The sequence below is a fragment of the Sporolactobacillus caesalpiniae genome, assembly GCF_040513385.1.
Lineage (GTDB): Bacteria > Bacillota > Bacilli > Bacillales > Sporolactobacillaceae > Sporolactobacillus.
The window spans coordinates 388347-413123 of the sequence record NZ_JBEVCB010000003.1; the positions used below are offsets into that span (position 1 = coordinate 388347).

General features: G+C 43.1%; 28 protein-coding genes, 1 tRNA gene and 1 riboswitch. Of the genes, 26 read left to right on the forward strand and 3 right to left on the reverse strand.

Annotation, left to right across the window (positions count from 1 at the left end):
* Positions 1-161 precede the first annotated feature (161 nt).
* Positions 162-479: a MazG nucleotide pyrophosphohydrolase domain-containing protein gene (locus ABWW58_RS07825; protein ID WP_353868583.1), complete on the forward strand. Its 318-nt coding sequence runs from the start codon at positions 162-164 to the stop codon at positions 477-479.
* A gap of 60 nt (positions 480-539) precedes the next feature.
* Here the strand turns inward: ABWW58_RS07825 and ABWW58_RS07830 are convergent, their stop codons facing one another.
* Positions 540-899, reverse strand: coding sequence for a Lin0512 family protein (locus ABWW58_RS07830; protein ID WP_093670734.1), 360 nt, complete (start codon positions 897-899; stop codon positions 540-542).
* A gap of 368 nt (positions 900-1267) precedes the next feature.
* On the opposite strand from ABWW58_RS07830, the gene ABWW58_RS07835 reads away from it, so the two are divergent.
* From ABWW58_RS07835 to ABWW58_RS07855, 5 genes are all read left to right on the forward strand, one after another.
* Positions 1268-2353: a BMP family lipoprotein gene (locus ABWW58_RS07835; RefSeq protein WP_353868584.1), complete on the forward strand. Its 1086-nt coding sequence runs from the start codon at positions 1268-1270 to the stop codon at positions 2351-2353.
* A gap of 130 nt (positions 2354-2483) precedes the next feature.
* The gene (locus ABWW58_RS07840) at positions 2484-4007 is read left to right on the forward strand and encodes an ABC transporter ATP-binding protein (RefSeq protein ID WP_353868585.1); all 1524 of its coding nucleotides are present in this window, start codon (positions 2484-2486) and stop codon (positions 4005-4007) included.
* Entirely contained in the window at positions 4004-5068 is a 1065-nt protein-coding gene (locus ABWW58_RS07845) for an ABC transporter permease (protein WP_353868586.1), read from the forward strand. Before ABWW58_RS07840 ends, ABWW58_RS07845 begins: the two co-directional genes overlap by 4 nt.
* A complete protein-coding gene (locus ABWW58_RS07850; protein WP_353868587.1) occupies positions 5068-6033 on the forward strand; it encodes an ABC transporter permease in 966 nt (321 codons plus the stop codon). The genes ABWW58_RS07845 and ABWW58_RS07850 overlap by 1 nt, the downstream gene beginning before the upstream one ends.
* A 266-nt stretch (positions 6034-6299) precedes the next feature.
* Positions 6300-6896 (forward strand): histidine phosphatase family protein, encoded by a 597-nt coding sequence (locus ABWW58_RS07855; RefSeq protein WP_353868588.1) that lies wholly within the window; start codon positions 6300-6302, stop codon positions 6894-6896.
* An 83-nt stretch (positions 6897-6979) separates the two neighbouring features.
* Here ABWW58_RS07855 and ABWW58_RS07860 read toward each other — a convergent pair.
* Positions 6980-7050: transfer RNA gene (locus tag ABWW58_RS07860), tRNA-Gly, on the reverse strand.
* Positions 7051-7246: 196 nt separating this feature from the next.
* On the opposite strand from ABWW58_RS07860, the gene ABWW58_RS07865 reads away from it, so the two are divergent.
* Both ABWW58_RS07865 and ABWW58_RS07870 read left to right on the forward strand, forming a co-directional pair.
* Positions 7247-7516 carry an ACT domain-containing protein gene (locus ABWW58_RS07865; RefSeq protein ID WP_093670722.1) on the forward strand — a complete coding sequence of 90 codons (270 nt, stop codon included), beginning with the start codon at positions 7247-7249 and terminating at the stop codon, positions 7514-7516.
* 21 nt (positions 7517-7537) lie between these two features.
* Positions 7538-8893 (forward strand): PFL family protein, encoded by a 1356-nt coding sequence (locus tag ABWW58_RS07870; RefSeq protein WP_353868589.1) that lies wholly within the window; start codon positions 7538-7540, stop codon positions 8891-8893.
* A 57-nt stretch (positions 8894-8950) separates the two neighbouring features.
* Here the strand turns inward: ABWW58_RS07870 and ABWW58_RS07875 are convergent, their stop codons facing one another.
* Entirely contained in the window at positions 8951-9139 is a 189-nt protein-coding gene (locus ABWW58_RS07875; protein WP_353868590.1) for a hypothetical protein, read from the reverse strand.
* 179 nt (positions 9140-9318) lie between these two features.
* Here ABWW58_RS07875 and ABWW58_RS07880 point away from each other — a divergent pair, with 179 nt between their 5' ends.
* The 18 genes from ABWW58_RS07880 (at position 9319) to ABWW58_RS07965 (ending at position 24775) form a co-directional block, all read left to right on the forward strand.
* Positions 9319-10098, forward strand: coding sequence for a polyphosphate kinase 2 family protein (locus tag ABWW58_RS07880; RefSeq protein WP_353868591.1), 780 nt, complete (start codon positions 9319-9321; stop codon positions 10096-10098).
* A gap of 151 nt (positions 10099-10249) precedes the next feature.
* A complete protein-coding gene (locus tag ABWW58_RS07885) occupies positions 10250-11794 on the forward strand; it encodes a Ppx/GppA phosphatase family protein (RefSeq protein WP_445783421.1) in 1545 nt (514 codons plus the stop codon).
* Between the two features lie 74 nt (positions 11795-11868).
* Positions 11869-12873 (forward strand): UDP-glucose 4-epimerase GalE, encoded by a 1005-nt coding sequence (galE, locus tag ABWW58_RS07890; RefSeq protein WP_353868592.1) that lies wholly within the window; start codon positions 11869-11871, stop codon positions 12871-12873.
* A gap of 103 nt (positions 12874-12976) precedes the next feature.
* Positions 12977-13082, forward strand: a riboswitch (SAM riboswitch).
* A gap of 142 nt (positions 13083-13224) precedes the next feature.
* Entirely contained in the window at positions 13225-14043 is an 819-nt protein-coding gene (locus ABWW58_RS07895; protein ID WP_353868593.1) for a MetQ/NlpA family ABC transporter substrate-binding protein, read from the forward strand.
* A 12-nt stretch (positions 14044-14055) separates the two neighbouring features.
* Positions 14056-15069 (forward strand): methionine ABC transporter ATP-binding protein, encoded by a 1014-nt coding sequence (locus ABWW58_RS07900; protein ID WP_353868594.1) that lies wholly within the window; start codon positions 14056-14058, stop codon positions 15067-15069.
* Complete coding sequence (locus tag ABWW58_RS07905) at positions 15069-15731, forward strand: methionine ABC transporter permease (protein ID WP_093670706.1); 663 nt, start codon at positions 15069-15071, stop codon at positions 15729-15731. The genes ABWW58_RS07900 and ABWW58_RS07905 overlap by 1 nt, the downstream gene beginning before the upstream one ends.
* 122 nt (positions 15732-15853) lie before the next feature.
* Positions 15854-16069, forward strand: coding sequence for a helix-turn-helix transcriptional regulator (locus ABWW58_RS07910; protein ID WP_353868688.1), 216 nt, complete (start codon positions 15854-15856; stop codon positions 16067-16069).
* Positions 16066-16533 carry a hypothetical protein gene (locus tag ABWW58_RS07915; RefSeq protein WP_353868595.1) on the forward strand — a complete coding sequence of 156 codons (468 nt, stop codon included), beginning with the start codon at positions 16066-16068 and terminating at the stop codon, positions 16531-16533. The genes ABWW58_RS07910 and ABWW58_RS07915 overlap by 4 nt, the downstream gene beginning before the upstream one ends.
* 29 nt (positions 16534-16562) lie before the next feature.
* Positions 16563-16967 carry a phosphate-starvation-inducible protein PsiE gene (psiE, locus tag ABWW58_RS07920; RefSeq protein WP_353868689.1) on the forward strand — a complete coding sequence of 135 codons (405 nt, stop codon included), beginning with the start codon at positions 16563-16565 and terminating at the stop codon, positions 16965-16967.
* 161 nt (positions 16968-17128) lie between these two features.
* Positions 17129-18058 (forward strand): manganese-dependent inorganic pyrophosphatase, encoded by a 930-nt coding sequence (locus ABWW58_RS07925; RefSeq protein WP_353868596.1) that lies wholly within the window; start codon positions 17129-17131, stop codon positions 18056-18058.
* 326 nt (positions 18059-18384) lie between these two features.
* Positions 18385-18795, forward strand: a complete 411-nt coding sequence (locus ABWW58_RS07930) for a hypothetical protein (RefSeq protein WP_353868597.1) — start codon at positions 18385-18387, stop codon at positions 18793-18795.
* 159 nt (positions 18796-18954) lie between these two features.
* A complete protein-coding gene (locus tag ABWW58_RS07935; RefSeq protein WP_353868598.1) occupies positions 18955-19842 on the forward strand; it encodes an NADH dehydrogenase FAD-containing subunit in 888 nt (295 codons plus the stop codon).
* Positions 19826-20500, forward strand: a complete 675-nt coding sequence (locus tag ABWW58_RS07940; RefSeq protein WP_353868599.1) for a hypothetical protein — start codon at positions 19826-19828, stop codon at positions 20498-20500. The genes ABWW58_RS07935 and ABWW58_RS07940 overlap by 17 nt, the downstream gene beginning before the upstream one ends.
* Positions 20501-20514: 14 nt before the next feature.
* A complete protein-coding gene (locus ABWW58_RS07945) occupies positions 20515-21207 on the forward strand; it encodes a hypothetical protein (protein WP_353868600.1) in 693 nt (230 codons plus the stop codon).
* Positions 21208-21248: 41 nt separating this feature from the next.
* A complete protein-coding gene (locus ABWW58_RS07950) occupies positions 21249-21905 on the forward strand; it encodes an ABC transporter ATP-binding protein (protein WP_353868601.1) in 657 nt (218 codons plus the stop codon).
* Between the two features lie 198 nt (positions 21906-22103).
* The gene (nfsA, locus tag ABWW58_RS07955) at positions 22104-22847 is read left to right on the forward strand and encodes an oxygen-insensitive NADPH nitroreductase (RefSeq protein WP_353868602.1); all 744 of its coding nucleotides are present in this window, start codon (positions 22104-22106) and stop codon (positions 22845-22847) included.
* A gap of 3 nt (positions 22848-22850) precedes the next feature.
* Entirely contained in the window at positions 22851-23699 is an 849-nt protein-coding gene (locus ABWW58_RS07960; RefSeq protein ID WP_353868603.1) for a hypothetical protein, read from the forward strand.
* Positions 23700-23731: 32 nt separating this feature from the next.
* Positions 23732-24775, forward strand: a complete 1044-nt coding sequence (locus tag ABWW58_RS07965; protein ID WP_353868604.1) for a lactonase family protein — start codon at positions 23732-23734, stop codon at positions 24773-24775.
* Positions 24776-24777: the final 2 nt, after the last annotated feature.

The following is a 24777-nucleotide window of genomic DNA, read 5'->3' on the forward strand; positions in this document are numbered from 1 at the left end:
CAACGATCAGTTGCACCTTAGTTTTGCCCTGTCATTTCTGTAAAAGTATTTCCGATTCTTTAGTGCAGGTTTCAGTTAATGATTATCGTTTAGCGAACGCACGTGCTATAATCAACTCATGAAAAGTGCTGGAAAATCATTCGCAAAGGGAGCAATACTACATGTATCTGAAAGAAGTACAGGAATGGGAGAAACGATTTTATGAAAAGCGTGGTTGGAAGGATCTTCCTCCATATATACGCGTTGGTTTTTTAATGGAAGAGATAGGAGAGGTGTCGCGCGCGGTTCGCGCCTATGAAATAGGGCGTGATCATCCGGGTGAGTCTGCCGAAACAAAGGCTGAGATCAAGCAGAATTTATCTGAAGAAATTGGCGATGTGCTCTCAAATTTAGCGATTCTCGCCGATCTGTATCAGTTAAGTTTGGATGATGTGGTGAACGCGCATCGTCAAAAGCTCTATGATCGATACAAGGAATAAGAAGAGAAAAGAGGCCAATGGAAGCAAGATATAGATGCGCTTACCGGCCTCTTTTCCTCTTTAGCAGCCCACTTCTACCGAAGCGTTAACAATGTACATTAAATCGTTTTTATCATTTTTTTCTTTAAGTACGATTCCGCTTGGAGCAGCCATACCTCCGTCCATAACGACAATGTGAACCGTACCATAGGGAATCTCGGCTTTCACTTTTTCAAAGTCCAGGGATTCTTTATCCATAGGAACGGCGAGACGAATGGTCACTTTCATGTTATTCAGATCATTTTCCGGCAGAAAGTGCGTGATGCCCGGCATAGAATTGCGGTGAATCGCATCGCGAACGGCACGGACAGCAGCAGTTGTCACATCTTGACCGTGAACGTCAATACCAAATCCTGTTTCGATGAATAAAAGCCGATCCATAAATAGAAACCTCCTCAGAACCCTTTTGGCTTCATTATAACAAAAGTACTCTGTGTACTGTAATCATATGACTGGCATGGTCTCTGTCAGATAATATGACAATAACCACCCTTTTTTTTGCATAAGAACTAAAATAGTTGAGAGATACTATATTATGGAAAGGAAAAAGCAGGTGAAGAGCAGCGATTCATGTGAAATACGCATGAATTAAAGAATTTCGATAGGGATAAATAATAAAAACCGAACGATTATTCCGTTGTTCTACTAAATTTTCGCTTTTTCGCTATTTATTGGTTTCCTTTTGGACTGAGATAAGCTATAGTAAAGTCTGTGAGTTTAATTAAAAAGATTTAACGGGGGGATTTCAAGTGTTTAAAAAGAGAATAGCAGTGCTCGTAGCTTTCGTTGTTGTCATGGCATCTGTTCTTGCTGGATGCGGCAATGGCAAATCGAGCGGTGACAGCGCGACAAAGAAAAGTGCGTTTAAAGCCGGTATGGTTACGGACACAGGCGGTGTTGATGACAAATCCTTCAACCAGTCTGCTTGGGAAGGTTTGAAAGATTTTGCTAAAGACAACGACCTGAAAACAGGGACAGGCGTTAAGTATTTGCAGTCAACTCAAGCTTCGGATTATTCACCGAACTTGAATACGATGGTTCACCAGAACTTTAACGTGGTTTATGGCATTGGATTCCTGATGCAGAGTGACGTTCAGAAGATCGCTGAACAGAATCCGAAGGCGAAACTTGGTATTGTTGATGCCGTTGCTGTTGATAAGAACAATAAACCTTTGAAAAATGTAGCCAGCATTACGTTTAAAGAACAACAAGGATCGTTCTTGGTCGGTGTCGTTGCAGGTTTGACAACGAAAACAAATAAAGTCGGCTTTATCGGCGGTATTAACTCAGCACTGATCAAGAAGTTCGAAAACGGCTTTAAAGCCGGTGTAAAAACTGTGAATCCGAAAGCGGAAGTCTATGCTCAATATGCTGGTGCTTTCGATGCACCGGATAAAGGACGCGCAATCGCTCAAACAATTTATACAAAAGGCGCAGACATTATTTATGCATCTGCCGGCAACACGGGCAATGGTGTATTTACGGAAGCGAAGAATCGCACCAAGAATGGCAAGAAGGTATGGGTCATCGGTGTTGATAAAGATCAACATGATCAAGGACTGCCGGAAAACGTAACACTTACTTCCATGGTGAAACGTGTGGATAAAGCAATTTATGATGTAACAAAGCAAACAAAAGCAGGCAAATTTCCAGGCGGAAAAGTACTTGAATTCGGACTTGAACAAAATGGTGTAGGTATTGCACCAACAACTGAAAACGTATCGAAGAAAGCTTTGGACGCTGTAAATGACTATAAAGGTAAGATCATTGATGGTTCGATCAATGTTCCAACAACGGACAAGGAATTAAAGGAATATCTTGCTAATTTGAAGTAATTATTAATATTTGCTGATGGATGAGGCGGAATTCTGTCTCATCCATCTATTATAATTAAGCAAAAAACAAGTTTTGACATAGTGATAAGAACAAATTTTTTTACATATTCAGAGATGGGAGACTGAAGGCATGTCCTATGCAATTGAAATGAGACATATTAGGAAAGAATTTCCCGGTATAGTGGCTAATGACAACATTACCCTTCAGGTAGAAGAGGGAGAAATTCACGCGTTGTTCGGCGAAAACGGAGCCGGAAAATCAACGTTGATGAATATCCTTTTTGGTCTCTATCAGCCTGATCAGGGAGAACTATATGTTCATGGGAAAAAGGCAGTCATCAATGATCCCAACGACGCAACTCGGCTCGGCATAGGCATGGTGCATCAGCATTTTATGCTGATCGACAAGTTTACTGTTGCTGAAAATATTATCTTGGGAAGAGAACCAAAAAAGCATGGCTTGCTGGATATGGCGAAAGCAGTCAAAATTGTTAAGGAACTTTCCGAAAAGTACGGACTGGATGTTGATCCTTATCAAAAGGTCGAGGATATTACAGTAGGGATGCAGCAGCGTGTGGAGATATTAAAGACACTCTACAGAGGCTCAGATATACTGATTTTCGATGAACCGACAGCTGTGCTGACTCCGATTGAAATTAAAGAATTGATCGTGATCATGAAACGCTTGGTATCGGAAGGCAAGTCAATTATATTGATCACGCATAAGTTGAAAGAAATCTTTGAGGCGTGTGATCGCTGCACCGTCATCAGACGCGGGAAAAATATAGATACAATGTCGATTTCCGAGACGAATCCAAGTGATTTAGCCAGTATGATGGTTGGACGTAAAATTCATGTCCAAGTCAATGACGCGCCATACGATCCTAAGGAAAAGGTATTGGAAATTGAGCATCTTAATGTGCTGGATTCTCGCAAGGTTAATGTGATCAAGGATTTACACCTGTCGGTACATGGCGGAGAGATTCTCGGTATCGCGGGTGTGGATGGAAACGGGCAAACGGAGCTGATTGAAGCAATCGCCGGTCTGCGCAAAGTTAAAGATGGAACAATCAAACTCAACGGTCAAGATATTACGAATCAAAAAACAAGAAAAATTGTAGAGGCAGGCTTGGGCTATATACCGGAAGATCGGCAGAAACATGGCTTGGTGTTGGATTTCACGATTGGCGAGAACATGGTACTCCAAACCTACTATAAAAAGCCTTATGCTAAATCCGGCGTTTTAAAGAACAAAGTGATTACCAAAAAAGCGGAACAACTGATTCAAGAGTTTGATATCCGCACTCCAAGTGAAAAAACGCTTGCACGCTCACTTTCAGGAGGCAATCAGCAAAAGGTTATTGTCGCTCGAGAAGTGGATCGAAGTCCGCAACTCTTGATTGCGGCACAGCCGACACGAGGACTGGATATTGGAGCGATCGAGTTTATTCATGGCAAATTGATCGATGAAAAGAAGAAGGGGAAAGCAGTTCTGCTTGTTTCTTTTGAGTTGGACGAAATTCTTCATTTAAGTGACCGAATTGCTGTGATCTATGAGGGGAACATCATTGATATCGTGAATCCGAAAGAAACGGATGAGAACGAACTTGGCTTGCTTATGGCCGGTCGTAAGAAAGGAGGCGCAGAGTCATGAACAGACTTTTGAAAAAAGTCGATTGGATCAATCTGTTGATCCCTGTTGTTTCCGTAGTACTTGGCCTGCTCTGCGGGGCGATCATCATGCTCATCATTGGTTACAATCCGCTGCTGGCTTATCAATCCATTGTGGAATCCATTTTCCTTCAGCCCTATTATGGTGGTGAAACGATCCGGGCGATGATCCCGCTTGTACTTGCAGGACTCGCTGTTGCATTTGCCTTCCGCACCGGTCTTTTCAATATTGGTGTGGAAGGTCAGCTGATGGCCGGCTGGCTGGCCTCTGTGGCCTGCGCCATCATTTTCGGTCACCTTCCAAAAGTGGTTCTGCTTCCGCTCTCTATTCTCGCCGGCGGGGCAGCGGGTGCATTATGGGGTTATATCCCCGGCCTTCTTAAAGCAAAATTTAAAGTGCATGAAGTCATTTCAACGATTATGATGAATTATATTGCTCTCTATTTGACGGCCTATATCATAAAGAACTTTCTTTATAGCGAAGGAGAACGTACGCCGACGATACCGCACGCGGCATCATTGGCTTCGCCATTCCTTGCTGACTTGACTCAAGGATCCAGGCTTCATTGGGGCTTTATCGTGGCGATTATCGCAGTGCTGGCGATGTGGTTCATTTTATGGAAAACGCCAAAGGGCTATGAGCTCCGTGCTGTCGGCTTCAGCCCTGATGCGTCGAAATATGCAGGAATGAATGTTAGTCGGAACATTATTCTGTCGCTGACAATTTCCGGTGTCTTTGCTGGTCTAGGCGGTGCGATGGAAGGACTGGGCACTTATCAGTATATGACGATTAATTCTGCATTTACCGGGATTGGTTTCAATGGTATTGCTGTTGCATTGCTCGGCTTAAACACACCGGTTGGCGTATTGCTTTCCGGTGCGCTGTTCGCCGGATTGCAAACCGGCGGCTTGACGATGCAATCGATAGCGGGAGTCCCGGTTGAATTAATTCAGATCATCATTGCTCTGATTATTTTCTTTGTCGGCTCCGGGTATGTGATTAAGTGGGCGCTCGGCCGCCTATCGAGAAAGGGGCATAAATAATGAGCCTTTTTGAAGTATTGACGATTATTATTCCTTCGACACTGCTTACCGCTGCCCCGTTGATTTTTACATCATTGGGCGGTGTTTTCTCTGAGCGTTCGGGAGTTGTCAACATCGGACTGGAAGGATTGATGGCAGTCGGTGCCTTTACGGCAGCTATTTCTACCCTAGGGCTGGAACACGCGGGACTTGGTGACGCTTCTCCTTGGATTGCCATTTTAATTGCGGCTGTTGCAGGGGGAATTTTCTCGTTGATTCACGCAGTGGTCTCGATTTCTTTCCGGGCAGATCAAACAGTCAGTGGTGTGGCGTTAAATTTTCTTGCAGCAGGTTTAACCATTTTTCTTGTGAAAATGATTTATGATGGAAAAGGGCAGACCCCTTATATTTCGCATAATATTGATAAAATCAGCATTCCTGGATTAAGCAAGATTCCCTTTATAGGACCGATCTTTTTTCAGCAAGTGACGTATACATCATACTTTGCCATTCTTGTCTCTGTGTTTGTCTGGTTTATTATTTTCAAAACGCCATTTGGATTACGCCTTCGTTCGGTGGGTGAGCATCCGGCTGCCGCGGACACGCTTGGCATTAATGTCAGCAAGATGCGCTACATAGGTGTTGCTCTAAGCGGTGTGTTCGGAGGAATCGGCGGGGCCGTATATCTGGTAACAATTACATCCAACTACAGTGTGACGACGATTGCCGGACAAGGTTTTCTCGCGCTTGCCGCACTTGTCTTTGGTAAATGGCATCCAATTGGCGCCATGGGCGCATCATTGTTTTTCGGGTTTGCCCAAGCACTCAGTATTACGAGTCAGCAGATTCCGTATTTGGATCGCTTGCCTTCGGTCATTATGCTGACCGCGCCATATGTACTGACATTGATTGTACTCACCGGATTTGTCGGCCGTGCAGAAGCCCCAAAAGCGGATGGTGTTCCGTATATAAAAGGGCAAAGGTAGAGAAAAATTTTTTCATATACTTATCCACGTATTGCTTGCGTGGTCTAAGAAAAGAACTGTTTCCGATTAATTGGTAACGGTTCTTTTTCACACTGGGTTGCGCCTTGATTAGTGATAAGGATAGCCGCTCAGCTTAATGAAGCGGATTAATTGGAAAACTTGGCACTACATAAGAAATAATTTTCCGATATAATAGGAGATAAGATTACTTGGAGCCTGTGATAAGCGGGCTTTAAGTACCAGAAAGAACAGTTGGAGGATTGATCATGACGACAATTTGCCTGGTCAGGCATGGAGAGACCGATTGGAATGCGATCGGGAAACTGCAGGGACGCGAAGATATACCGCTGAATGAGCGGGGAAGACAACAAGCTGAAATGGTTGGAGAATTTCTGGAATCCTCGAGGTTTTCCGCTGTTGTGACCAGCCCACTGCTTCGCGCAAAGCAGACAGCGGAGATCGTGAACAACTATATTGGAAATTTGCCTTTAATAGAAAACGCAGACTTCATTGAAAAAGCGTACGGTAAGGCGTCCGGCATGACAATCCCGGAGCGTGATGAACAGTTCCCGGATGGAAACATTCCGGATATGGAGCCCATTGACTTTGTCAAAAAGCGTGTCGTTCACGGCCTTTCAACGATGAGAGCGTGCTTTCCCAATCAGACGATCCTGCTCGTCGCGCATGGAGGTCTAATCAATGTTATTCTGGCAATCCTGTCAAATGGGAAAATTGGAACGGGAAAGACCAAGCTTTTCAACACATGCATCAGTCATATCGAGACAGCCGGCGATTCGTGGAAGATTATTGATTACAATCGAATTGAGCATTTGAGTAAGTTCGGTAAAGTGACCAGCATCTAATTAGCTGATTCTTTGCATCTGGTTAAAGTCTTACGCAACTAAAAAAGAGCGGAAATCCGCTCCTGAAAATTTTTTGATTGTAAAGCGGGTGATGGGAATCGAACCCACGACGAGAGCTTGGGAAGCTCTAATTTTACCATTAAACTACACCCGCAAAAGCGCTTTAAAACCATAATTCATCTTATAAGAATGGCTTCTTTTTGTCAATGTTTCAGATTCACTTGCATCATAAAATTTTCTTGAGATAATGGCAATAAGGAGCTGTCTGAAAAATTAATTAGGACAGTACCCCATTTTGACTAATGAACCAAAAATGAATGTAGGTAAATGACAAACAGGGAGTGGAACAAGTGAAGGCGATTTTAACAGTAATTGGCAAGGATAATGTCGGTATTATTGCAGGTGTCAGCAGCAAGCTGGCTGAGCTTGACGTAAATATTCTTGATGTTTCTCAAACCATCATGAACGGTTATTTCACCATGATGATGATTCTTGACTTATCGGCTGTTTCAGACAGCTTTGGAGAAATTAAAAAGTCTCTAGCTGATAAAGGCACAGATCTTGGTGTTCAGATTAAAATTCAGCGTGAAGAAATCTTTACATCCATGCATAGCTTATAAGTTGGAGGAAAAAGAAAAAACATGGAAACAACACAAATATTAGAAACGATTCGGATGATTGAGGAAGAAAAATTAGATATCCGAACAATTACAATGGGCATTTCACTTTTGGATTGTATTGACAGCGATGGAGAGAAGGCGCGTGCGAAGATCTATGATAAAATCACACGTCTAGCTGAAAACCTGGTGAAAACCGGGGAAGCTATCTCAGATGAATTTGGTATTCCAATTATTAATAAACGAATTTCCGTTACACCAATCGCGCTTGTGGCAGGAGCGTCGCAGGATGAAAGCTATGTTGCTTTTGCGCAAACCTTGGACAAGGCTGCGAAAACAACCGGAGTTAATTTCGTTGGAGGGTTCAGCGCGCTGGTCCAAAAAGGGTATACGGCTGCTGACCACAAGCTGATCCGTTCGATACCGGAAGCACTTGCGACAACCGATTTTGTTTGTTCATCAGTCAATGTCGGTTCCACACGTTCCGGGATTAATATGGATGCAGTTAAGCAACTGGGCGGTATTGTTAAAGAAACGGCGGAACGAACCGCAGATAGGCAAGGGTTAGGCTGCGCCAAATTAGTCATCTTTGCGAATGCCGTTGAGGATAACCCCTTCATGGCTGGCGCTTTTCACGGTGTCGGCGAAGAAGACTGCGTCCTTAATGTCGGTGTGAGTGGTCCGGGTGTTGTGAAGAGGGCGCTTGAAAAGGTAAAAGGCGAGCCGTTCGATGTTGTATCGGACACAATTAAAAAGATTGCCTTTAAAATTACGCGTATGGGCCAACTCGTTGGTCACGAGGCATCAACTCGGCTCGGTGTTCCTTTCGGTATCGTTGACTTGTCCCTAGCGCCAACGCCGGCGATTGGTGATTCTGTCGCCCATATTCTTGAAGAAATAGGACTCGAATCTGTGGGTACGCATGGTACAACCGCCGCGTTGGCGATGCTCAATGACGCTGTCAAGAAGGGCGGCGTAATGGCCTGCAGCCATGTCGGCGGCTTGAGTGGGGCGTTCATTCCGGTATCCGAAGACGCTGGAATGATCCACGCGGTTGAGAAGGGCGCGTTGAATCTGGAAAAATTAGAGGCGATGACTGCGGTTTGCTCCGTAGGTCTCGACATGATTGCGATTCCCGGAGATACACCTGCAGAAACCATTTCTGCGATGATCGCTGATGAAGCGGCAATTGGTGTCATTAATAATAAGACGACAGCGGTCCGCGTGATTCCAGCTCCCGGTAAATCCGTCGGAGATACGGTCGAATTCGGCGGTTTGCTTGGCTACGCTCCGGTCATGGATTTCAATCACAACTCCTCCACCGATTTTATTAATAGAGGCGGTCGGATTCCGGCTCCGATTCACTCATTTAAAAATTAATAAACAAAAAAGAACGGAAACCGCATTAAAACGGTCTCCGTTCTTTTCATTAGGGGCTTAACGATTGTTATTATGGTTCTGTTCTTTGCTGTGACTGTGACATTCGCTGTAATTTTTTGAAGTTGCGTTGTCACCTGTGCGCTGCGCGCGTTCTCTTTCTTCTACAGAATGTTCGTCAAGTGGTTCGGCAAACTCTTCGTTAAATTGATTTTCCGACTTACTGAATTTTTCATCTTTATGTCCCACAATAACCACAGCCCTCTTTTGGATTTTGGCGTTGCCGCCATGAGATAGTGTGAGCGTAATTCAAATAATTATGCCTCATCAGATTATGAATTGATGTGGCTAATACGGTATGATTTTGGATAGTCATGTCGCGAAAGCCATATCTTAAAGTTATCGAAAAAATGAGAGGAAGGTTAAAAATGGACGAAGAAAAATTAGCTAAAGTGGATCTGCAACAAGGTATAAAGCATAAGGAGGTATACGAGAGAAAGCTGGCGAAGTACCAATTGAAGCTGTTATCAATGCAGCACTTGCTTCTTGAGCATAAACTAGGTGTTCTGTTTGTTTTTGAGGGATGGGATGCGGCCGGAAAAGGAGGGGCGATTAAACGAGCGGTAGCTAACCTTGATCCAAGGGGCGTTCGTGTCTGGCCGATAGCTGCACCGGCACCTCATGAGAAGCGTTATCACTATATGCAGCGTTTCTGGCGGAAAATTCCCCAATATGGACAGATCGCGATTTTTGACCGCTCCTGGTATGGGCGGGTACTCGTTGAACGCGTGGAAAAATTGGCGGAGCCGAACGAGTGGAAACGGGCGTTCCAAGAAATAAATAATTTTGAAAAAGAGCTGACCGACGACCGTTACATGATTGATAAGTTCTGGCTCCATATTAGTAAAGAAGAACAATACAAACGCTTCAAAAGTCGAGAGTCAGACCCGTTGAAAAAGTGGAAAATTACGGATGAAGACTGGCGAAACCGTGAGAAGTGGGATGACTATGTCATAGCTGCTGAAGAAATGTTCAAGAAAACCAATACAGCCGCTGCCGCTTGGCATATAATCCCTGCTAATAACAAATGGTACGCGCGTATTGCCGTGTTGAAGCAAATGACAAAATCAATTGAGAGTCATTTGAAGATGAATGGGGTCAAAGTCGTCGAGGAGTTTCCGGATATCTCAGAACCGAAAAATGATTGAGCCGGCTATCAATAGTTCTGCATAACGAGTATTTTCATGTCACAGCTTCACTTTTTAGGCTATACTTTTAGATGAGCAGTGCTTAATCAAACTGTTAATTTAAGAGCTGACGAAATTCGTGCTCTCCGGGCAAAATGGGCAGGGGGAGAATATGTTGGAGATTGTGCAGAAACATGCGATGATTGATATAGGTTCGAACTCGATCCGACTTGTGATCATTGGCATTGATCGTGACTATTTTTTTAAAGAACTTATAAATTTTAAAGCGGTAGCGAGATTGAGTAACTACATAGATGATAATGATCATTTGAGTAAAGAGGGAATTTCTGTTCTTCTCTCAGTTCTGAAACGATTCCGATCCATCATTGAGCGTGAACGGGATGTGTGCATGGTCGACGCTTTTGCCACAGCCGCTATGCGCAAAGCGGAAAATCGGGACGCAGTATTGAAACGTGTTTTGGATGAAACAGGGGTGAAGGTTCGGCTTCTCTCCGGATTAAAGGAAGCGTATTACGGCTATTTCGCAATTGTTAATTCGACTTATGTCGATGACGGCATCTCAATCGATATTGGGGGCGGGAGCACTGAAGTCACGATGTTCAAAGGGCGTCAGCTGGTCCGCTCGCATTCTTTTCCGTTTGGAGCTGTGACGCTTTATCAAACCTTTTATAAAAACGGCGATCCGAATAAAATGGAACGGCTAGAGGCCTATGTCAAAAAGGAATTCGTCTCGCTCGATTGGTTGTGCGGCAATGAACTCCCGATTATCGGTATAGGCGGAACTGCCCGTAATCTGGCACGTATCGACCAAATTCAGGAACATTATCCAATGGTCGGTCTTCATCAATATACGATTCCCCGCGAGCGGCTGAACAATTTGACGAAAAAATTGGCATCCATGACCATTGAGGAACGAGAAAGTATGGACGGGCTTTCCAAAGACAGGTCCGACATTATTTTACCGGCTTCGGCAGTCATCAATTTGCTTGTCAAAATGAATCATGGGGAGACATTCATGTTGAGCGGTGAAGGTCTCCGTGAAGGCGCCTTTTATGAATGGATGCTTCGGCAGAGAGATGAAACGCGTATTCCCTATGTTTTGAATGAAAGCATGAGACAGATGCGGCATAATTTTAATTTGGACAGCCATCATACCGCATATGTGAAGAAGTTGGCCTTTCAAGTGCTTGACGGTATACTTGAATTGTTAAAGGGAAAAGGCTCGGAAAAACGCATTGCCTGGGTGCTTTCTCATAGCGCCGACCTTGCGTACCTTGGCGAGTTTGTGAATAATGAATCGAGCAGCGCGCAAACCTTTTACCTATTGACGAATATTAACATTAACGGGATCAGTCATCACGACCGACTGGCGGTAGCTCTTGTTGCTTCATTTAAAAATCGTGCGAATCTTGCTGACTTCGCCAAACCGTTCCAGAAGCTGCTGGCTAAGGATGAAATGAAGTTGTATGAGACATTAGGTGCTGTACTACGGCTCGCGCATGATTTTGATCGTACAAAGTTGCATGTTGTTGATCGTTTGGCCGTCAAAATGACGAAGAAGAAGCAGCTTCAAATTATCGCATATTATCATGATGATGCTTATTTTGAAGAACAGGCTGCGCAAAGGCATAAAAAGCATCTTGAGCGTGCTCTAAAAACAACAGTGGCGATTCAATTCAAGAGGGTTGCCGAATAAGGCTTGTCAAGCATGTGTATAAGGTGGAAAATAAAAGAAGTTAAAGTCACGTTCAGGACGGGAAGGGGTAGTTTATGTCTATTTTAGTATTAGGCGGAGCAGGTTATATCGGCTCACACGCCGTTTATCAGCTGATTGATGCCGGGGAAGATGTTGTGGTTGTCGATAATCTGCAAACGGGTCACAAGGAAGCACTGCATCCTAAAGCGAAATTTTATAAGGGCGATATTCGTGACAAAGCATTTTTAGACACTGTTTTTAAAAAAGAAGTCATTAAAGGTGTCATTCATTTTGCGGCGAATTCACTGGTTGGCGAATCAGTTGAGAAACCGTTGATGTATTTCAATAATAATGTATATGGAATGCAGGTATTGCTTGAAGTCATGCAAGAAAATAATGTAAAACATATTGTGTTTTCGTCAACGGCGGCGACTTACGGTGAGCCGGAAGTGGTGCCGATTACAGAAGAAATGACGACCCAACCGACGAATCCATACGGCGAGACCAAGCTGACTATGGAAAAAATGATGAAATGGTGCGATCGCGCATATGGTATGCGTTTTGTCGCACTCCGCTATTTCAACGTTGCCGGTGCTAGCAAATCCGGTGTGATCGGTGAAGATCATCATCCGGAAACACACCTAATTCCAATTGTGCTTCAAGTTGCAGCCGGTGAACGTGATCATATCTCAATTTTCGGTGATGATTACGCCACGAAGGACGGAACCTGCGTGCGCGACTATGTGCATATTGAGGATTTGATTGCTGCGCATCGTCTGGCACTTCGATATCTTTTTGATGGCGGTAAGAGTGACGTTTTCAACCTCGGCTCAAGCGAAGGCTTCTCCGTTAAAGAAATCATTGAGGCCGCGCGCAAAGTGACGGGTAAAGCGATTCCTGCAGAACTTGCTCCGAGACGGGCTGGAGATCCAAGTACCTTGATTGCTTCACCAGAAAAAGCGAAACGTGTGCTCGGATGGAATCCGCAACATACAAATATTCCTGAAATTCTTGCGGACGCTTGGAAATGGCACAGCAGCCATCCGCAAGGCTATGCGACAACCGAACCAATTAACTAACGAGATACGGTCTATGAATATCGGAATTCTCTCAAATGTGATGACAAACTTTTGACACATTAATCGTTTCGATGTACAATCAATTTACTAACCAATTGAATACTTCTTATCCAGAGTGGCGGAGGGACTGGCCCGATGAAACCCGGCAACCAAATGAAAATTTAGGTGCCAATTCCTGCAGAACCCGTTTGGGTCCTGAGAGATAAGAGAAGATACGGACAAATCGAGCTTCTCTCTTATCGGGAGAAGCTCTTTATATTTCTAACTTCTCAGGAGAAGGAAACAGGATGTTTTGAAGAATCTGCGGTTAGAATTCATAGTAGTCCTAGTGACAAACAGGAGGAAAACAGATTGAAAAAGGTTACTGCAATTTTATCAGCATTAGTGGCATTTTCTCTAATTTTTGTGTTAGCTGCTTGCGGCAACGGTTCTTCAAAAGAATTGAGTGAAAAAGAAATTACGGTCGGCGTGACGGGCGGACCTCATCAACAGGTTATGGAGCAAGTGGTGAAGCTGGCTAAAAAAGATGGTTTGACGATTCACTTGAAGGTTTTTAATGACTACAATCAACCCAACATCGCTCTGAATGAAAAAGAATTGGATGCGAACAGCTATCAAACACTTCCATTCCTTAAGAATCAGATTGAAAATAAAGATTACAAAATTACCGACGTATTTAAGACGGTCGCTTTCCCAATGGGGATCTACTCCAAGAGCATTAAGGACATTAAAGATCTGAAGAAGGGCGATAAAATCGCAGTTCCGAATGATCCGGCAAACGAACTTCGCGGTTTGCAATTGTTTGAAAAAGCGGGTGTAATCAAACTGAAAAAAGGTTCTAACGTGACAGCAACGAAACGAGATGTTGTCAGCAACCCGAAGAATCTGAAGATCATTGAAATGGATGCGGCTCAACTTCCGGCTCAGCTTGGCGAAGTTACTGCCTCAGCAATCAACACGAACTTTGCAATGGGTGCCGGACTTACCGTTCTGAACGACTCAATCTACCATGAACCGTTAGTAAACAACCCATATCCAAACTATTTCGTTGTTCGTACCGATAATAAGAACGACAAAGTTGTAAAGCAGCTGAAAAAGTATTACCACTCAAAAGAAGTTAAAGATTTCATTAAGAAGAAATTCGGCGGTTCTGTAGTTCCTGCTTGGTAAGGAGGCAGCTTCTTGATTAAATTGCAGCATGTGTCAAAGACGTTTCGGGTTGGAAAAAACAAGATTGAAGCCTTGAAGGACGTCTCCCTAGAGGTGAATAAAGGTGAAATTTTCGGTGTGATTGGATTCAGCGGCGCCGGAAAAAGCACGCTGATTCGTTGTGTGAACCTGCTTGAACGACCAACCGGCGGGCAGGTGTTTGTCGATGATCAGGATGTTTTGGGACTGAATAAAAAAGGTTTGCGGCAATTAAGACGAAAGATCGGCATGATTTTTCAAGGCTACAATTTGCTTGAAACGGCGAATGTCTATGAAAATGTTGCAACGCCTCTGAGACTGGAAGGCGTACCGAAGGAAGAGATCAAGGCCCGCACTGATAAATATTTGGAAATCGTCGGTCTGTCGGATCGTCGAAGTGCTTTTCCAAGCCAGTTATCCGGCGGCCAGAAGCAACGGGTGGCGATAGCTCGTGCGCTCGCTCATGAACCGGAAGTACTGCTCAGTGACGAAGCGACAAGTGCGCTCGATCCGAATACGACCGATGCGATCCTTGAACTTTTGCTGAAAGTGAATAAAGAGCTTGGTATTACCGTTTTCCTGATTACTCATGAATTGAATGTTATTCAGCGTATTTGCGACCGGGTGGCGGTTATGGAGAATGGCCGGATTGTTGAACAGGGCTCAGTTGTCGATGTATTCACTCGACCAAAGGAAGCGATGACAAAGCAGTTTATCAGCAATGAAGCCAAATTCCTAATTCCAGCATCACTGAAAAGTGAGTTGCTGAAGTCGGGAAAGCTGGTCAAGCTGACATTCCTCGGTGAGTCATCGAAAGATCCGGTGCTGGCCACGTTGGCGAAACAGTTCGACGTTCTGCCAAGTATTATTGCGGGCGGAATCGACCAACTGAAAGATCAATCGGTCGGTAATCTGCTGGTCCATATTAAAGGGGATCAGAATAAGGTTGAAACGGCCATACAATTTTTGCATGAACAGAATATTCTCGTGGATGAGGTGAAGGGCTGATGGCAGATTTTCTGAATCAATGGGGCGACGCGATCTGGGAAGGCTTCATTCAAACAACACAAATGACGCTTATTTCGCTCGCATTTTCCATACTTATCGGCCTTCCATTAGGTATTCTGCTTGTTTTGACGAGGAAACAAGGTCAATGGGAAAATATCGTCGTTTATACGATTGTCAACTCATTAATTAATATCATTCGGTCGATACCATTCATTATCTTGTTATTCTTTTTGCTTCCGTTCACAAAGTTCATTGCCCATACGACGATCGGAGTGCGAGGGGTTATTGTCCCATTAGTGATCGCCTGTGCGCCATTTATTGCGCGCCTGCTTGAAACGGCGATGCTTGAGGTGAGCAAGGGCGTGATTGAGGCGTACCAATCGATGGGGATTTCAACTCCGAAAATCATTTGGCATGTGATCATTCGCGAAGCTCGATCATCAATTATACTTGGACTGACAATTGCCATTATCGGATTGATCGGCGAGACGGCGATGGCCGGATTTGTCGGTGCCGGCGGGCTTGGCGACTTGGCCTATCAATTCGGCTATGTACGCTTCCAGCCTGATGTCATGTACGCAGTCATTATTATTCTGATTGTTATTGTCCAAATCATCCAGTCGCTGGGTAATGTGATTGCCAGAAAACTGAAGAAAAGTTAAAAAGCGGACGGCGCGAACGTTTCAATTTGGAACTGTTTGACCGCCGCTTTTTTTACATCTATAATGTTAATTAGGGTTAACATTATGTTTGGTTTACTATACATTGAAATGAGCTGAAAATGGTGTTTATATCGAATCGTGTCAAGGAGCTGCGCGCGCGTCATGATTGGACGCAGGCGCAATTGGGTGAGAAGGTTGGCGTGACACGGCAAACGATTGCATCTATTGAAAAAGGTGACTATGTCCCGTCACTGCTGCTTGGTTTGCAACTTTGCGATGTGTTTCAGCTGCCTATGGAGGACGTTTTTATATTAGAGAAAGGAGCGAGTGAACAATGAAGCGCTTTTGGTTTTCACTAATTATGTCACTCTGTACAATTAGTTCATTTGCGCTTGCCATGGTTCCATTGATTCAATTGACCAATGGTTTAGCCGATTTGATTTACAGTGATACGGACAACTTTTCAATAGAAATAAAATTGATCTGGTTTCTTCCTATTCTTATTTTAGGAATCATTGAAGGAATGGATCATTTGTGGAATAAACGAAAGAACAAATCATCATTCTGGATCTATCCGCTTGTTGCTCCATCAGATGACGAGCGTGAACGGGCCATCACGGCTAATGCGTCGCATGCAGCTTTTCTGACCATATGGGCAGCTGCACCGGTATGTGCCGGTGCCATGTGCTTCTATCCGTTATTTGTAGAATTGTTTCCTATCTATCCGATTCTCGTTGTGCTTTTGATTCCATTGATCCAGGTAACGGTATATTATTTAAAGATAAGAAAAATTTTTCTATGAGGCATTCATTGAAAAAGGATGTGATTCCACTGGAACGGAATAAGATTGACCGGATCATTATAACGGTACTGCAATGGACATTGAATAGTGTACTGATCGCACTTGCAGTTGTCCTCAGCATTGCACTGGTTAAGGAAACCTACCAGTTTTTCACTTATCTCTTTTTGAGTGAAAATGCCTCGTACTATCATTTGTTGGAAGGAATTCTTGTATTCTTCCTCTATTTTGAATTTATCGCGCTGATCATCAAATATTTTCAGGCTCATTATCATTTTCCGCTCCGTTATTTTGTCTATATTGGCGTGACAGCGATTGTTCGTTTGATCATTGTCAGCCATGATCATCCGCATTCGGTTCTGCTGTACGCGATCGCGATTCTAGTACTTGTCGGCGCGCTTTACATTGCCAACACAAAAATGTTGAATCGGGAATAATGGCGATTCATTTTCAATGATTTTCATAAAAGTGAGCTTGCCCATTAATGTGCATCCCTCAGCTATTGAAATTCTTAGAAACATAAGGTATGGTTTTGTTGAGAGACTATGAACGGATCATCTGTGAATAGCCAATATACGTTAACTAAGGGGTAGAAAAAATGGGAAAAGTGCTTGTTTTCGGGCATAAGAGTCCTGATACCGACGCGGTTTGCTCGGCAATCGCGTTTGCTGAGCTTAAGAACAAACTTGGCGAAGATGTAGAAGCCGTTCGCCTTGGCGATTTGAATGGTGAAACGGAATATGTGCTGAAGCATTTTCAAGTTGAGGTGCCACGTCTGGTACAAACAGTTGCGAATGAAGTTCCGGCTGTTTATCTGGTCGACCATAATGAACGCGCGCAGAGTGCGGGCGATATTGAAAATGTGGACGTACTCTCCGTTGTCGACCATCACAGAATCGCTAATTTCGAAACGAAAGCGCCGCTCTATTATCGCGCTGAACCGGTAGGATGCACCGCAACAATCATTAATAAATTGTACAAAGAAGCAGGCGTTGCTGTTCCTAAGACAATTGCGGGACTCATGCTGTCCTCGATTATCTCGGATACGCTGTTATTTAAATCGCCGACGTGTACAGAAGAAGATGTGAAGGCTGCCAAGGAACTCGAAGCTATTTCAGGCGTAGACACACAATCATACGGACTGGATATGCTCAAGGCAGGCACCAACATCGCGGATAAAACGGCAGAAGAACTGATCTCAATTGATGTGAAGCCATTTGAGATGGGCAAATATGCTGTAGAAATCGCTCAAGTCAACGTAGTTGATGCTGATGACGCGCTGTCACGTCAGGCAGAGCTCGAAGCTGCGATCAACAAAGAAATTGACGCGAAGAACCTTGATTTGTTCGTACTCGCCGTGACTAACATTCTGACCAGTGATTCCGAAGCGCTAATCCTTGGTAAAGCTGCCGCGGCAGCAGAAGCGGCATTCAAGGTCACACTGGACAACAATGTGGCAACGCTTAAAGGCGTCGTTTCCCGCAAAAAACAAATTGTACCGGTACTTACTGAAGAACTGACAAAATAATTTTAATCAGAATTCACGAACAGAGGGAGACAATCCCTCTGTTTTTCTTATACAACAAAAAACGGAACGGTGGACAACTGTCCGTTAAACGATTAAAAAAACTTTGATAAAGTCCCTGATTTTGTCTGCATCCTGTAGTCGAAGAAATGGTTATGACTTGGAAGATGATCGTGGTTATGAAGAGTATGATGCTACTATGAATCGATTACCTTCGTTCTGCAAAACTTGTCGATTGAGAGAGAAAACTCTTTGATTTATCAGTTTAATATTATGTTACGCTTATACCATCATTTTCTTTAATATAATATATACGAGGAGGAATAACTATGAGAAAAAGATTTAAATTTATTTCAATGCTGACTCTGGCACTTGCTTTGACATTCGGGATTGGTCTTGGGGCAGTTCATGCGGCTAGCTGGACTACTTTTTCAAAAGAATTGCCTATGATGAAAGGAAATACGGTACTTTCAACTAAAAAGAAGAACAATAATAGTCAGGCAAAAATTCAAATAAGTTATATCGGATCAACCTACTGGGCAAATCTTTGGATCACACGTGATTCTAATGGAAAGACAGTATCCGGAACACTGAAAAATATAAATCAGAGTTCTAAAACCTATTCATTGACGGTGGATCAAAGTGCGGTTGGACATAATGTAAATCTAAATGCCGAGGCCGCGAGCTGGTCAATACGTAACGTTGAAATTTCAGGAAAGTGGCAAGAGGACTCAAATTAAAGATCCTTTAACTGAATTTGAGTATTGTTTCACAAAGATCCTGCTAATGGATATTTATACCTATCTCGGCCCTTGTTATCAACTGGGCAATGATTGGAACTATTCCTTGTGCAGGTATTTTTTTATTTGTTTTTTTATAAGCATGAGGGGGGACGTCCTTTGCTAATTGAACTAAAAAAAATGATGAAGCATCGTGAATTATATATTTCCTTGATCTGTTTGGGCGTAGTTGTGCTCGCTGCTGTTAGTCAGTCCGTGCAGGGTTATTATTCAGACCACGAGTTGTTTTTACGGCTCTATAAAAATTATCCGGATGCTTTAACTTTACTTTCACCGCATACGGCGTGGATGGGTATGACTTCTGGAACTTCTCACGGTTTCTTTCACCTACTTTTCTATTTTATTTTTCCTTTTTTGATTGCCATACCTATTGTTGACACAATCTACAGAGAAAGAAACAGTGGTAATCTTGATTATGTCTGGATTCGGAAAAAAAGAAGTGTTTACTATCGAAATAAATTTATTTTTTCCTTTGCTTTTTCTTTTTTTCTTTTTTTAATCCCGGTTATCCTGAGTATTATTCTGGTTAATCTTATGACCGGGCATTGGGATTATACGAGTTATTCTGAGGTATATGTCCGGCTTGTTCATGGTCACGTTCATCTACCCGACAGTATTTTTTCTTCAGCAAAAGTTACTTTATTTTCGAATGCTTTGTCACGATCACCCTATTTCTATATTTTTATCTATTACATTATGGATGCATTGTATGCCGGCGCTTACATATGTTTGGGGTTAGCACTTTCACTTTTTGTTAAAAACAGATATCTTGTTTATTTCATGCCTCAAATGATTCATATTGGGTTATGGATTCTATTATCAATGTTTGGGAATTTGGGATGGATTCCATTCTATTTCTTAACTCCGAATCAGGCAGTAGGGGGATTATCTTATCCTCCTTTAATCATTAATTTCTTTATTTTAGTGATTATAGCCGGTGCTCTTTATTTGATTGGGGTGAGAAGAAAAATTGATTTGTTACCATAAACTTGTTGACTATGTTCTTCAAACGCTATGGATTCAAAAAAAACAGTTCCTTAGTTTTCTCATCGTCATTCCGGCAGTGATGGCTTTACAGTTAGTCGCTGTTTTTAATGCAAGTGACGACTGGTATTCGCTGATCTATTCTTTGAATTATGAATTTTTTTATGTACCTTTTTTTTTAATTATGTTTATTGCTCATTTGTTGTTTAATCATTGTTGGTTGGTTCTACGAATGGTCCAGAAAAGAAGTCATCTGGTTTTATATCTTTGTATTTATTGTTTTGTTCTTGCCCTTATTTTTACCGTGGTTATCTTCCTATCAGCCTTCTTGCTAAGTTGGGAACATATGGGATATATACCATTAAATGGGCACAGCCATTTTGGGGAATTTTTTGAATCCATGATTATTTTCTTGCTGGTAATGATGATTGAAGGACTTTTGTCTTTATTGATTAATGAATGGTTGCGTCATTATGTCCTAAGTATTGGAATCGTTATTGCTTTGACCATACTTGACAGATACACTATTCACTTAATCGGTTTTTGTTTTGTGATCGGTTATAAGTTGACTTTTTTCTACACGCTTGCTGTATTGCTCTCTACCGTAATAGTGCTTGGCATACTGATGCAATTTTTCTTGGTGAGAAAAGATTTTCTTTAAGGGGTTAATGGACAATGAAATGCATGAAGCTTGACCTCAAATTACTTGAACCCGATATGAAGTGGCTGGTTTTACTGTGCATTCTTTTGCCAATTATCAATGGTGTTCTAATCATAGGAGGGTTAGCAGATTCGAGATCGTCGTTACAGGAGACATTGTTGAAAGTGCTTGGTTCAGTATCGGAGAAAAATTGGATGGTTTGGTTGTTTTTCAGCTTCGGGTATTTGGTTTTGTTGCAAATCATTTGGAAACCCTTTGTTCGTATGTTTGAATTGAATGTCCTGCTTCGTCATCAAAATATTGCTTTTTTTTGGTTTAACAAATGCATGATTGGTTTATTGTTTACGTTTTTATATGTTTTGGGTACTTGGTTAACCCTTATCGCAATGTTGTCTATCTTTGGCTTTTCGCTGAAAATAGGCTGGTCAACTCTTGCTATATTACTCAGTCTAACGATCAATTTTTATTTTCATGGAATGATTTGGTTATTTTTAAAGGAAATACTGTCGATCAAAATAGCCAATGCTTCACTTCTTGTATTAATGTATGCAGGAGTCAGAGTAACAAAACTCTGGTTGCCTCTTTTTTATAGTATGTACTCGTTCATTAGTCCGATCTTATTGTTTGCATGGGGATCTGAGATTGTGTTAATTTTGCTGCTTTTTATTTTAATTGTTTCTCTGGAAAAACGCGCCGATTATTTTTAATGGATCACTCATTAGGAGTAATAGAGAGGGAGGTATACTAAATGAATGCAATTGAATTAATAGATGTATCTAAGACCATTAAAGGAAGACCAATCCTACAAAACATTTCACTGTCACTGCCGAAAGGACTGATTTATGGATTTGTCGGTCCAAACGGATCAGGAAAATCAATGCTTTTTCGTATCATTTCGGGACTTGTTATACCAACTTCCGGACAGATTCGTATTTTTGAAGACTACCTTCATGATACAATTTCATTTCCGAAAAGCATTGGAATTATTTTAGAAAAACCTGGTTTTTTAGAGCATTATAGTGGCATCGATAACTTAAAATTTCTCGCTGGTATACAGAATAAAATTAGTATCGAGGAGATTAGACTAACGCTTGTACGAGTGGGGCTTGATCCCGATGATCGACGCATGGTCAAGACGTATTCATTAGGCATGAAGCAAAAGCTGGCAATTGCTCAAGCGGTGATGGAGCATCCAAAACTTATTCTTCTTGATGAACCAATGAATGGATTAGATGAAAATTCGGTACCTATGATCTATAAAATCGTCAGAGAAGAAAAAGAACGGGGGGCAACCATTCTAATGACCTCCCATCACAAAGAAGATATTGAAGCACTTTGCGATGACGTTTATCAGGTTAGCGATGGGATGGTAAAAAGAAATCAAGAGTCAGAAAACCAAAATTAACGGCAATCCTGTTGGCAGGATCATGGTTCACGTGTGTTGGTGCCGAGCTGGTGTCATTAATTTTTGCCCTTAAGTGAACAATGATCCCAAGCGAGTATCAGCCGCCTGTACAGCCATTTCCAGAGGCTTATGCATGCATGGGCGAGATGAATCGCGTATAATTGAGAGAAATAGTTTACGCAAAGGGGTCTACGATTCATGCATAATGCAGTCATCAATACCTTGTTAAATCATCGATCAATCCGTAAGTTTAAGCCACAACCATTAGCGGAAGAACAAATACAGCTGCTTGTTAAATGCGCACAGGCGGCATCAACGTCAAGCTACACGCAGTCTTTTTCGATTATAGGTGTTGAAGATGCTGAGATAAAAAAACAGCTGCGCGAAATATCCGGAGATCAGCCTTATGTCGAGGAATGCGGTTATTTCTTCGTGTTTGTCGCCGATCAATACCGCAACAAACAGATTGGTGAGCAGAACGATGCGGATACTTCGGTATTGGACACCACTCAGCGACTTACGGTTGCACTCGGCGACGCTGCCTTCGCCGCACAGAATATGGCGGTAGCTGCCGAATCCATGGGGCTCGGAATTTGCTACATCGGCAGTATCCAGCGTGATGTTGAGAGAACGTCCCAAATTTTGCAGCTCCCGGATCATACGTTTCCGGTATTCGGGCTTGCAGTCGGCTATCCGGATCAAGAGCCGGAAAAGAAGCCGCGCTTGCCTCTTGAGAACATCTTCCATCGAAACGTCTATAGCCGGACAACGAATGAGGAAGCATTAAAACAATACGATCAGCAAGTTGCAAACTATTACCAAACGCGAACAGGTGGTCATCGCAATGAAACATGGACGTCTCAGATTGCGCAAGGATTGAGTGTGCCGCCGCGCCTTGGTTTGAAATCCTTTCTTGAGAAACAGCATTTGGGCAGGCGCTGACAAATGATTGGCCCCCCATGGCTATCTATAGCTTTGAAGATCATCGGACTCACTTTAACACAGTTTATTTCTCTGCTTGGCGGATTGGTCATTGCCGGATTTATTCTTGGTTTCCTTGAACGTCAGGCAAACGGTCGCGTAATTCATTTGTTCGGCATGAAGGGAATTTATGTAACAGCCTGGCTGGGGACACCGATTCATGAATTGAGCCATGCAGCCATGTGCTTAATTTTTCGCCATCGCGTGACTGAGATCAAATTGCTGCAGGCAGTAGATTCGAGTGGAACGATGGGCTATGTTCGTCATGCGTACAATCCGAATAGTTTTTATCAACGAATCGGCAATCTTTTTATTGGTATCGCTCCTTTGATTGGTGGCAGCCTTGTGATTGCCGCCGTAGCGAAATGGATGCTGTCCAATGTTTCCACAACATTCTCGGACTATGTTTCCGGTGCGCCGAGGCTCTTCTCATTTTTTGATTTGCCGTCATGGTTTGCTTTTTGCGAGGCTGTTGTTGCCGTTTTTCAGAGCCTGTTTGCTCTCGAGAATCTCACCAATCCCTATTTTTGGCTGTTTTTGGTGATCGCGCTTTGTGTGTCATCGCGGATGTCGTTGAGCAGGGAGGACATTCGCGGCGCGTGGAGCGGGGCAGGTGCACTTTTCGGATTGTTGATTTTGATCAACGCTTTGAGCATGCTTCTCGATCCGACCCTGCGCAGTCACATGATGTACTGGATCGCACGTTTTAATTTTCTTCTCATGATCATGTTAAGCTTGTCCATCTTCTTCTCTTTTCTTGTCTTTTTTGCCAGCCATTTTGCTTTTGTTATTGTTGGGTTGCTAAAAAAATAGGTTATTATAAGATCTACTATGGAGGGATGTATATGAGTTGCTACAAAGGGTACATCGGTACGTACACAAAAGGAAAAAGCGAGGGTGTCTATTCATTTGTCCTTGATACGGAGCGTAAGGAATTGACTGCGCTACGTGCGGAGGTGAAGCTGGACAATCCGACTTATCTTTCAATTAGTGAAGATAATCAACGTCTGTATGCGGTGATGAAAAGCGGATCGAAAGGCGGGGTCGCTGCCTATGCAATTGAAGCTTCGGGTAATCTTCATCCTCTTGGAACACATTTAAGAGAGGGTTCTTCTCCTTGCTATGTCAGTACCGATCAGAAAAACAGGTGTATCCTGGATGCGAACTATCACAAGGGAACGGCAAGCCTTTACGAGCCGAACGCAGACGCTGGCATAAAACTCGTGGCGAATGTGGCGCATGAGGGCTCAAGTGCCAACCCTGATCGTCAGGAGGGACCACATGTCCATTTTGCAGACTTTACGCCGGATGGTCGCTTTGCGGTTACAGTGGATCTTGGAACGGACGCGCTTACTACCTATCGGTTGTCGGATGATCAATGGACGAAACAAAGCGAATTGAAATTCCTTGCTGGTACCGGACCGCGGCATTTGGCATTTCATCCGAGTGCAGCTTATGCCTACATTATGACCGAACTGAGTAATGAAGTGATCGCTTTGCATTTCGATGCGGAGCACGGTCAATTTAGGATCATACAAAAAGCGAATGCACTCCCTGCTGATTTTAAGGGGCACAGCCAGGGCGCTGCGATCAAAATGAGTGCGGACGGACGGTTCGTTTATGTTTCAAACCGTGGACACAACAGCATTGCGGTGTTTCAGGTAGATGAAGGAAGCGGAAAACTAGCCCTGATTGAGCATGTGGACACAAAGGGCGACTGGCCGCGCGATTTTGAAATTGATCCAAGCGGAACGCTTCTTGTTGCTGCCAATCAGAATTCCGGAGATCTCTTCTTATTTGAGCGGGATTCAGTATCGGGACATCTCACACCACTTAACTCAAAGTTGTCTGTTCCCGATCCGGTTTGTATCAAATTTCTGCACGCATAAGC